12 protein-coding genes are annotated in these 10,215 nt (G+C 37.9%); 6 read left to right on the forward strand and 6 right to left on the reverse strand.

The window, feature by feature from the left end; all coding sequences use genetic code 11:
- Positions 1-8 precede the first annotated feature (8 nt).
- Genes M1D60_RS16420 through M1D60_RS16430 form a run of 3 tightly spaced genes read right to left on the reverse strand, consistent with a single transcriptional unit; the run spans position 9 to position 2,897 of the window.
- Positions 9-518 carry a GDYXXLXY domain-containing protein gene (locus M1D60_RS16420; protein ID WP_456275913.1) on the reverse strand — a complete coding sequence of 170 codons (510 nt, stop codon included), beginning with the start codon at positions 516-518 and terminating at the stop codon, positions 9-11.
- On the reverse strand, positions 511-1,713 hold the full coding sequence (locus tag M1D60_RS16425) for a DUF2157 domain-containing protein (protein ID WP_456275914.1): 1,203 nt from the start codon (positions 1,711-1,713) through the stop codon (positions 511-513). Before M1D60_RS16425 ends, M1D60_RS16420 begins: the two co-directional genes overlap by 8 nt.
- A gap of 5 nt (positions 1,714-1,718) precedes the next feature.
- Complete coding sequence (locus tag M1D60_RS16430) at positions 1,719-2,897, reverse strand: DUF418 domain-containing protein (protein ID WP_456275915.1); 1,179 nt, start codon at positions 2,895-2,897, stop codon at positions 1,719-1,721.
- A gap of 144 nt (positions 2,898-3,041) precedes the next feature.
- Here M1D60_RS16430 and M1D60_RS16435 point away from each other — a divergent pair, with 144 nt between their 5' ends.
- From M1D60_RS16435 to M1D60_RS16460, 6 genes are all read left to right on the forward strand, one after another.
- Positions 3,042-3,263: a spore germination protein gene (locus M1D60_RS16435; RefSeq protein ID WP_456275916.1), complete on the forward strand. Its 222-nt coding sequence runs from the start codon at positions 3,042-3,044 to the stop codon at positions 3,261-3,263.
- Positions 3,264-3,276: 13 nt separating this feature from the next.
- Entirely contained in the window at positions 3,277-3,492 is a 216-nt protein-coding gene (locus tag M1D60_RS16440; protein ID WP_456275917.1) for a spore germination protein GerPB, read from the forward strand.
- Between the two features lie 98 nt (positions 3,493-3,590).
- The gene (gerPC, locus tag M1D60_RS16445) at positions 3,591-4,223 is read left to right on the forward strand and encodes a spore germination protein GerPC (protein ID WP_456275918.1); all 633 of its coding nucleotides are present in this window, start codon (positions 3,591-3,593) and stop codon (positions 4,221-4,223) included.
- The gene (locus M1D60_RS16450; RefSeq protein WP_456275919.1) at positions 4,220-4,390 is read left to right on the forward strand and encodes a spore gernimation protein GerPD; all 171 of its coding nucleotides are present in this window, start codon (positions 4,220-4,222) and stop codon (positions 4,388-4,390) included. The genes gerPC and M1D60_RS16450 overlap by 4 nt, the downstream gene beginning before the upstream one ends.
- A gap of 22 nt (positions 4,391-4,412) precedes the next feature.
- Positions 4,413-4,787 (forward strand): spore germination protein GerPE, encoded by a 375-nt coding sequence (locus M1D60_RS16455; RefSeq protein WP_456275920.1) that lies wholly within the window; start codon positions 4,413-4,415, stop codon positions 4,785-4,787.
- A 181-nt stretch (positions 4,788-4,968) separates the two neighbouring features.
- Entirely contained in the window at positions 4,969-5,187 is a 219-nt protein-coding gene (locus M1D60_RS16460; protein ID WP_456275921.1) for a spore germination protein, read from the forward strand.
- A gap of 57 nt (positions 5,188-5,244) precedes the next feature.
- On the opposite strand, the gene M1D60_RS16465 is transcribed toward M1D60_RS16460, so the two are convergent.
- From M1D60_RS16465 to M1D60_RS16475, 3 genes are all read right to left on the reverse strand, one after another.
- Complete coding sequence (locus M1D60_RS16465) at positions 5,245-5,538, reverse strand: HNH endonuclease (protein ID WP_456275922.1); 294 nt, start codon at positions 5,536-5,538, stop codon at positions 5,245-5,247.
- An 84-nt stretch (positions 5,539-5,622) separates the two neighbouring features.
- On the reverse strand, positions 5,623-9,006 hold the full coding sequence (locus M1D60_RS16470; RefSeq protein ID WP_456275923.1) for an AAA family ATPase: 3,384 nt from the start codon (positions 9,004-9,006) through the stop codon (positions 5,623-5,625).
- Position 9,007: 1 nt separating this feature from the next.
- Entirely contained in the window at positions 9,008-10,186 is a 1,179-nt protein-coding gene (locus M1D60_RS16475; RefSeq protein ID WP_456275924.1) for an exonuclease SbcCD subunit D, read from the reverse strand.
- Positions 10,187-10,215 lie beyond the last annotated feature (29 nt).

Here is a 10,215-nt window from a genome sequence, read left to right on the forward strand (position 1 = left end):
TCTACCTATTATTCTAAAATTCGTAGCTCATCAATTTTCATTTGACCCCATGGAGCAATTTTAATAGTTGCCTCCATATTGTCACGATTTTCTTCTAACTCTACCCCTGTACCTTCAGGAATAAAATAACGTTCAAATCCATATTCAATGAACAGCTCCTGCTCATTAAAATTATATAAGTATCGACCTTTTAAGATGATTTGATCATCTTCAATATTAGGTTCATTTCGACTGACAGAAACCGCTTGATGATAGTCTCCATCTTGCTCGAGTACTACATAAACAGGTTCATCATAGGATAGCTCCTCGGAATCTACAAATAACTCCTTCGGAATAGTAGAAATCGTATAATGTAAGATGACATAATCACCGTAAAAAATATCCCTCGGATCCACTGGCTCCGTTTTTAAACGAATTTCTTCTCCGAACCAATCAATTGCATAATAAGAAACTGACATAAGTAAGAGAAATAGGACTTGCAAAAGGATTACTCCATAAAAAAGAGTTCGTTTAATCACTTTTTCTCACTCCCTTTACAAGATTACGTCTTCGTTTCTCTAAAAACCAACTCAAGATAAATAAGATGATTCCACCTAGTAAAAAGAAGATTGATTTTGGCATAAAGGCCCATGCCAGTTGAATATAGCCGATAAACGCACTAATCAAAAACAAAAGGGTACCAAACGAAGCTTTTTCAGTTATCTCCTCTTTGTAACCAATTATTAAAAGACTAATTGAATAAATAAATAGAAGTAATAAATACAGAACATCTACAAAGGCACCTACATAAAAGAAAGGTAAATATAATAGTAGATCAGATAAATCATTGGTTTTTTTCTTTTTAAGCCATATGAAAGCCACAATTAAAATGGCAATAATGATTGGGTAGATGGTTAATCCATTTGTATTCAGTTCCTCATATCTACTAATCATTTCGTAGAAAAAGATCGTAAAGATTGTAACAAGCACAGCTCCTACTTGCATGGTTAGCTGAACAGGTCTTGTTACCTCCTTTTTATTTAAAAGCTCACTAACAAGATAAAGAGCCAAAAAGAAAAGGAAGAGAAAATGGTAGTTCCATTCTTCATGAATCACTAGCAATAATGAAGTAATCGAATAGGACAGAGAGAACAATGTGCTAATTAAACGACTTGGTCGGTGATAAACAAAGTGTCCTACTCCAACTAATAATAGTAAACCAAGTAAATAGCTAAATGTTGAAAATTGAACCATTGTGTACATTTGACCGATTGTGATAATAATAATCGTCAGCGTAAGTAAAAACCTACTTTTCCATACTTGAACAACCATTAATCCTGCCAAGGCCCAGATGATGAAAGGTCTCCCATCATAAAATTGAAAATGATACATCTGGCCCAGTAGAAAAATTCCAGCACCAAATGACATCAAGCCTATTCCGAGCAAGCCATTTCCTAATCGCTCATTCCCTTTTCGATGGGCACGTTCTCCAGCAATATAAAAGGCACTCATCACAATGGAAATAATAGCTACTCTTGCAAGGTCATGAATTCCATCCCAATTGGAAGCAATAAATGATAAAATTCCTAACCCTATTAAAATACTAGCAAAAAGGGGCAGCAAATTTGATGTCTTTTCATTTTCATACCTTTTTAAAATTTGATTAAATTGAAGATCTGTAATTATGCCATCTTTTACCCACTTATCGCCTTCTTTAAGTAACCATTTCCTCAATTACCTTACCTCCTTTTGAATGGCTGTGCTCTACCATAGGTCAATGATCTCCATCCCCATTCGACGGGGCCATAAATAAAGAATTTCAACCAGAAATAACTAATGACAACCTGAATGACATAAATGGCAAGAGTTAATAGAAGTGCTTGAAAATGTGTAATCTCACCATAAAGACCAAATCCATAACCATAAAAGAGCGTTGTACAAACAATGGATTGGAATAAGTAATTTGATATAGATAGCCTACCTACCAAAGCAAATGGTTTTAGGATTTTCTGCCAAACCTTCTTCTCCATTAATAAGACAAATGTCGTCGCATAAAATAGAGCAAGTGCAGGCCCACCAATTGCATCCTGAACAAATTCAGTTGCTACGTTTTTAGTCGTCAAATAAGGAAGGAGCTTTGAAGGAATTGCTGCAATAAATGAAATCCCCCATGTTATAAGAATCGCCTTCTTATACTTTTGACTTTCTCTAAACCAATTCACTTTAGCTACATAAGCACCTAGTAAAAATAATGGAAATAAGGAAATTAGTAAAAAAGGTGCAGCTGCGAAATTATTCACAAAAAAGTAATCGGTAATTCTTTGAGAGGTTGCATCAAAGAAAGTGCCATATTTATAATTTTCTAGGGACTGTTCCATCATCAACTCGTTACGTGGTAGCTGTGCATCAGCTGGTGACAAAATAGATACTAGTAGTAATAATCCACTTATTAGTACAGCTGGTATCAGTAAGATTGATAAACTTGAAGCAAGCAGTACCTTTGGCCTTGCATGATAAAATAAAAGAAGAATACCACCAATTAATGAATAGGTAATGAGGATATCGCCATGCCATATTAGAAATGCATGAATTAATCCGATCAACAATAATACAAGCAATCTTCTCATGTATAAAAGCTTATACGATAGCCCTTTCTCTTTTGCACGGTCCAGGAAAATAATCATTCCATAACCAAATAAAAATGAAAAGAGGGTATAAAAACTTGCCTGTGCGAAAATATCGATAAAGCTTGTTGTCCATAAATCCAGATTACTAAGCTCCTTATGAGTGCCAATATATAATGCCGGCGAATGAAAGGATGCCATATTCACAAGGAATATACCTAAGATGGCAAAGCCACGAATAACATCCAATGAGTGTAGTCTTTCCTTTTCGGTAATCGGGTTAAAAGGTTGCATAGATTATGTCTCCAATTTTTAAAATTTTTATTCATTTCTATTATACTTCGGTTCTGCTAATATTTGTTAATTAATCTACTGTAAACAAAAACGGGCATTTGTCATAGGATACTCCATGGAATTTTTATAAAAAGGGTGTTTTTTATGCCAGCAATTGTTGGGGCAGTAAAAGTAATTAGTATCGGTGCATCAAGTGTGTTTAATATTGGGGATGTATTCATGATTACCCCAAGTTCCTCAGCCAAAACATTTTCCGGAGCTGGTTCTTTTAATACTGGTGATGGACTCCGGGTCATTAACAATCAAAGTGCAACGAATACCCAAGATTCTGATGGGGTCGACCAGCCAGTCATTGATTTAGCTTAAAGGAGGAGTGCTCATGAACTTCTATATCCATCAAAATATAAATATTAATATGTTGAAAGTAGGAAGTGTTTCTAACTCTTCTGTTTTACAAATCGGGAGTGCTGGGTTGATTAAACCAATGTCAAACTTATATAACACAGGAGGGTTTAAAGAACCTGCACCTACGGTCGGGACGCCAGGAGGAGCTCTTTCTGGACCCGTTGTACCTTTAACACCGCCAACTTCTTAGTTTTTTTCTAGGCATTCACCCATTTTTAAGATTGAACATATGATAAGGCATGCACTTTATTTATGTTTCGGGAGATTTCTAAAGAAAAGGGTGAAATTATGTATAACCATTACAATCAGTATGATCTAACTCCGTATCTACAGCAGCTTCACCAATACATTCAGCAGCAGCAAAGGGAAATTAATAACCTTCAGAAATCCATTCTAACATTGCAAACCGAAATGAAGGAATTAAAGACCAAACCCGCTACTAATATCGAAAAAATTGAATATAAGTTCGATCAATTAAAGGTGGAAACTTTAGAAGGCACTTTAAATATTGGACTAAATCCATACAATACCGACCAAGTAGAAGAGTTTGCTGTTAATCAAGGTGGATTGAATGTTCCACCGAACCAAGCACTCTTACCACAAATACAACAAAGAGTTCGTCAATCTATTGACGAACATCTTTCCGCAAATGGATATCAGATGATTCAGGACATTGAAAATAAGTTAGGTGTTCCACATAATGAGTCGTATTATGATTTTATGATTCAGGATGTAAAAAGGCAGCTTGAGGGACGAATAAACTATTATTTAGAACAGGTTCCAGTTGAACAGCGCTCGAATGAAGAACGCTCTGAACTAGTAGTAGAGCAGGTAACTCTTAAGCTGAAGTCAGATATTGATCAAGCATTTTCAGCATTTATACAGCATTTACCTAAGGAATGGAAGGATGAAAACTCATGAATTTTACGGTAGTGAATAAAGGAATTCAAGTTGGACATATAAAAGTGGTCGGGGTTTCCTCTTCCTCTGTTTTTTTAATTGGGGATACTGAAACCATCTCGCTTTCCTCTACTTTTGACACACCACCAGAATCACTTATTATCGGACCATTTGTGCCATTAAGCTAGTTAGTAAGAAGGAGGCTAAAGCATGAATCGACGGAGTTCTATTGTTCCTAATATATATATAAACTCACTTGCCTTTAGCTCTGTCTTTGAAATTGGCGATGCTCACGCTATTCAAGCAAACTCAAGAGCTATTGCTGTCCAACGGCAACATCCTTTATTTATAGAAAATGAAGCTGACTTTACTTCCTATTCTGTTTTCTCAGAGCCCATTCCTTCTCCAGTAATCGACGAACCTGTTTCCACGACTTTTGTTCATGAGAACCCTGTTATTAAGGTTCAGTCCCTATATGTAATCGGTGCTTCCAATGCATCAGTTATACAAGTTGGATCGACAAGTCATATAACAGCCGAAGCGCGAGTAAAACACATCCGACAAATAATCGATGATAATTTTTAATGAGTGATGTCGAACCCATTCTCCATTTCTAACATAGTTTATTAATAGATCATACCAGTAGGCTGTTTTCAAATAAGTTTTCTCTCTTTTTCAATTTACGAGGAACGGCCTTCACTACAAAGTAGAAAGCACGGATTTGGACTCGGGAAGAGTTTGACACAAGAAATAAAGGGTGTACCATATGCCATCAATCGTTGGACCTATTACCATTAACAGTATTGGCGGAGGAGTCGTAAATTTTGGCGATTCACTAAATATATCACCAACTAGTTCTTCTAAAACAAATGCAGGTTCAGGTGCATTTAATACCGGTGATTTTATTTGTACGAATAACGGAATTAGTGCAACCAACACGTTCGATCCGGATATTAACGATCAGCAAACAACTGACGTAAATTGAAGAATTCTATTTACAATGCGAAAAGGCTTCCCTATTAAGGAAGCCTTTTCGTATAGATCATGATCGCCCTTTACGTTTTCGTTCATTGGATTTTCTTATTCTCATAACCTTTCCTGGCGGCTGTTTCCTAATCCATTTCACAAAACTAGCCAGTTTTTCATCCTGTCTTAATTCCTCAATCGTGGTTAGACGGACGGCAATTTCTTCATTCGTATATAAAGCATGGATTTGCTTATGACAGGGTATACATAACAGAGCAGTAGGTCCAAATGTTCCCCCCTTCTCCTTCGGTAGAAGATGGTGTACCGTTGTTTCAACATCAGACCTCCCACAAAGCTCGCATCTATTCAAAGCCTTTTTACCTCCTGGGATTTCACTTCACTTTACGTTTTATTTTCCCCAAAGAACCTTCATTCACTCTAATCCTTGCAATCATTATAGTATTTCAAGCTTTACTCGAGTCCCTCTTCCTGAAGGCTCGGCAGGCTCCACGACTAGTTTCTTAGGCAGTCTTTGTCTTAGTTCATGTACATGGCTGATGACTCCAACTGAAAGATTATTAGTATGCAGCTTTTCCAGTGCAGTTATGACGGTATCTAATAGATCACCATCTAGTGTCCCGAACCCTTCATCTAGGAAAAAGAATTGAAGTGGGTATTCGCCTCGTAATTGAATCTGTGCAGATAAAGCGAGTGCTAGTGCTAAAGAAGTCAAGAAGGTTTCCCCTCCTGAGAGAGTATTAACAGGTCGTTTTACTCCCCCGTTTGCATCGTCTCTCATAATAAATCCGCCAGTCGAGTCTACTTCAATCGCATATCTTTGCCTTGTTAGTAAGCCCAGTCGCTCAGAAGCATCCCTTGCTACACGAACAAGTTGCTCTTCTGCTAAAAATTCTACAAAACTATTCCCTTTTAAAACCTGCTGAAGCTTCCCGAGCTGTTCACTCTTTTCATTATACTGCTGACGAATTTCTTCTAGTTCTGTATACCTGGTATGCTTTTCTTTTAACAATAATAACGTCTGATTTACTGAACCCTTTTGCTCAACAAGTTCTTGCAACTGCTCCTGCATCTCTTCAAATAACTCTTTTGTTTGGATCCAGCTCTCTTCTGAAATAACTTGGTCACCTAACTGATTTTCAATAACGGATAATTGATGATTCAACTGTTTAAATTGATCGGTATAAAGTTGGAGTTGTTCCTTAATTTCCTTCGTTTTCGTAGGCGATAAGATGACCGGTTGTAAATCATCTAGCTGTTTAAACTCAGTATCCTTGCTCTGAAGGATCCATTTTTCCTTTGCTTTTTCAAGCTGCTGTTGAAGATCTTTAATCAGTTCAATATGAGTTTTCAGCTCACCTTCAGTTCCTTGTAATTTCCTACCTAGTTCCTGATAAACTCGCAGCTTCTCTTTTTCATCTTCATATAAGCGCTCTAGCTTTGACTCGGTTTCCTTAAGCAATAAGTCTACGTCACCATCATTAGTGATCTGCTTGACTTGCATGGACAATTCTTGAACTCGTTCTTTTTTATAGTTAAATTGGCCTTTCAACTCAATTTGCTTCTTTTCTAACCCATTCACTTGTTCCTTTAATCTATTTACAACCTCTTCTTTTTCCTCAATAAAGGTAATACTTTTTTCAATCCGAGATTGTAAGGCTTGCGCTTCTTTATCCTGATCCATTAATTCCTTTAATCGATCTTGAAAGGTCTCTAGATTAAACGTTGGGAAATCATTTTGCCATTTATTCTTAGCCGTTAATTCCTCTTGTTGCAATTTCTCGATTTTCTTTTTTAATTGATCCCATTCATCGTTTAAAACCCTCATCACATGCATCTGCTCTGATAGGTCTTGTTGAACCTGATGCTTATTTTTCAACTCTCTTTGAACAAGCTCTTTTTGTTGAAGAACATCCTGACCGATTGCCTTTATTTCTGTTATAAGTGTTTCAATCTCTTCAATCTCAACACCTGAATTAGACTGTAAACTTACTAGAGGAGCTGAGAACACAGTTGAACTTACACCTTCATTAACTAGTGTATCTGCGAGTTGCTCAAGCGAAAGCTTCAAGGAAATTACATGATGAATCGCTTGCTGGAGTGTATTTAACGTTTTTTTCCATTTCCCCATCTGAGCTTCTAGATCTTTTTCATCCAAAGGTTCTCCGTTGTGGCTAATTTTATGCTCAACAGAACCACATACCGGACATGGTTGTCCCTCTTGTAAACGACTAGCTAAATGCTCAGCAAGTTTCTTCTCGCGATTGCTTTCCTGTTCTGCCCTTAAGTTCTCAATCGTACTTTCACTATAATGCTTCGCAAATTCAAGCTTCCGCTCCTGCTCGCAAATTTGTTCATAGATGCTTTCGATTTGCTTAAAGGAGCCCATTAATTTAGTATCATATGCTTCCGCTTGCTTATTGTATTGACTAATTATTTTCTTGGTTTGGTCTATTTGTGTACTCCGTTCATGAGAGGCCTTCGTTTGTTCTTCTAGCTGCTTATTCAAATGCTCCATATCATTCTTTTGGTCACGAGCACTTTGAAGCTGTTCTCTCATCTCAGAAGTAATGGTTACCTTACTTAGCTCTAGCTTAAGTTCCTTTTGCTTTGCCTGACCTCTTTCTAGCAAGGATCCGTTTTCCTGTAAACGTTTTTGCTCAAGCTCTAATTCTTCCTGTAAGGAAGTCAGCTGGTCTTCTACTTCCTTAAGTTCTTTCTCAAGCCTTGCTTTTGAAAGGGATAATTCTTTTGCTCCCAATAATTTTTCCTTTTGAGATAGTAAGACCGGCTCTTCGACGATTCTCTTTTTATTTGCTTCAGTATATTCCAATTCAGCCTTTTGATAGCTTTCCTGGTAAGTAGATAAAGCATTCTCAAGCTCTATCTTCTTCTTTTCAGTCGTTTGAAATCGACTTTCTGTTTGGGAGAGCTCCTCCGCATAAGGAAGTAGCTTAATCGCTTCGTCAGACCTTTGCACTTGTTTACTTAAATTTTGGATTGTTTCTTCATTTGCCCGTAAGGAATTTAGCTTTTCGATTAGCTCCTGCTTGTCTTGCTCCAATTGCCAAAGCTTCGTTTGTTTGTCATATGCTTTCTCGATTTCAGTTAATTCCTTTTTTCTCTTAGTTAAAAGGATTTCGATATCGTTTGCTTCTTTAGTAGCTGCATCAATTGCCTCTTGTGATGCATCACCAAGACCTGTTTGTTCCGCTAGAACTTCATTTACCTTTTGATTAGCTTCCTGCAATCTTGTTTTTACCTTTTTACCAAGCTGATCCCCATATTTTTCAAGGTGAAATAACCGCTGCAGCATTTGACGACGATCGACACCTTTTAGAGATAGAAATTCAGCAAATTTACCTTGTGGTAACACGACCGCTCGTGTAAAGTCTTCAATCGTTAAACCTAAAAGCTCTTGTATTTTATGATTAACCTCACCAGTTTTATCGGCAAGCACAATACTTTCATCCGTCTTTTCAATGAGTCGACAAGAACCTGCTCGTAGACGAATTTCATCCGCACGTTTAAAGCTTCTTTCGACGATATAACGCTTTGTTCCTGATGAATGGAGAAGTTCAAAGGTAAATGAAACTGTCAATTCATCCTCGGCATGGTTCATGATCCCTTGAGTTTGATTAGACGCTCTTTCTACTTTTCCATATAGGGCTAGTGTCATCGCATCAAGTATGGAGGATTTCCCACTGCCTGTTGGGCCAAAAATCCCAAATACGCCTCCCTCACAAAGTGCTTCAAAATCAACCTCCTGCTTCTCACGAAAGCTATGCAAACCAGCTATTGATAGTAAAATCGGTTTCATTTTATTCCTCCTCTCCCTCATTTGATGGTTCTTCATTTAACAGTTCTAAAAATACTTGTAAAAGCTCAGGCTCAAGCTTTGCACCACCAGTTTGTCTTTCATAAAAACGTTTGAAAAGCTCATCAATTGGTAGATTAGTTGCCGCTAACTCTGCTTGATTTAGCTCTTCCTCAAAAATAGGACGAATGTGAATAATCCCTGCATGTGCTTTTCGGATACGTTGGATTTCTTCAATAGATAAAGCATTGGTTACATTAATTTCTAGATCAATCCATGCACCTTGATCTTTCCCGCTTTCTAGCCACTGATGTACCTGAGCGACTCCTTCTGTTGCCTTCCATTTAACTAACGGTCTACCAGATGACAGGTATACCTCCGTCACCTGTGCTTCGCCGCCTGGTACTACATCAATGATTGAGACAGACTTCGTGTAACCTGCTTCAGAAAAGCTATAGGCTAATGGCGAACCAGAGTAGCGAGCAATCGTTTCAGCACGTTTAATCATTTGGGGACGATGTAGATGACCAAGAGCTACGTATTGCGCTTGTTTAGGCAGGCTTGTACCAGCAACCGTATAGGCACCACCTACCTCAATGGGACGCTCTGAATCCGTGCTACTTCCTCCCTGTACATACAAATGACTCATGGCAATATTCACTGTATGAGGAGAGAACTGTTGGCTCATAAATTCAAACATTCCTCTAATCCGTTCATCATATTTATTTCGTAGGGCAAGCTCATCATTAATTTCCGAAAGTACTTCTGCTAATCGAGATTCGGATGGATAAGGTAATCCTGCTAGCTTTAAGGTCTCATCAGTAGTAGGAACATAGATGTTTTGGACTTGTACAGTTGGAAATCCGATTATAGATATTCCTTGTTTAGTTGCAAGTGGAGCAGCTGCCATTAGTCGATCCGGGCTGTCATGATTCCCTGCAATAATCGAGATTGGACGGTTTCCATTATTGGATAAGCGAGAAATCCCTTCATAAAACAGTTGTTCAGCTAATGCTGGGGGATTTACCGTATCAAACACGTCACCAGCCATGAGAATGACATCCACCTTCTCGCGTTCTACTATATCGACAAGCTCGTCCATAAACTGAGCCTGTTCCTCCAACCGACTTCGCCCTTCCAACGTTTTTCCTAAATGCCAATCTGCCGTATGTAAGATTCTCATCTAATCAGCTCCTACCTCTCTTAATAGAA

The organism is Bacillus sp. AK128 (assembly GCF_053903075.1).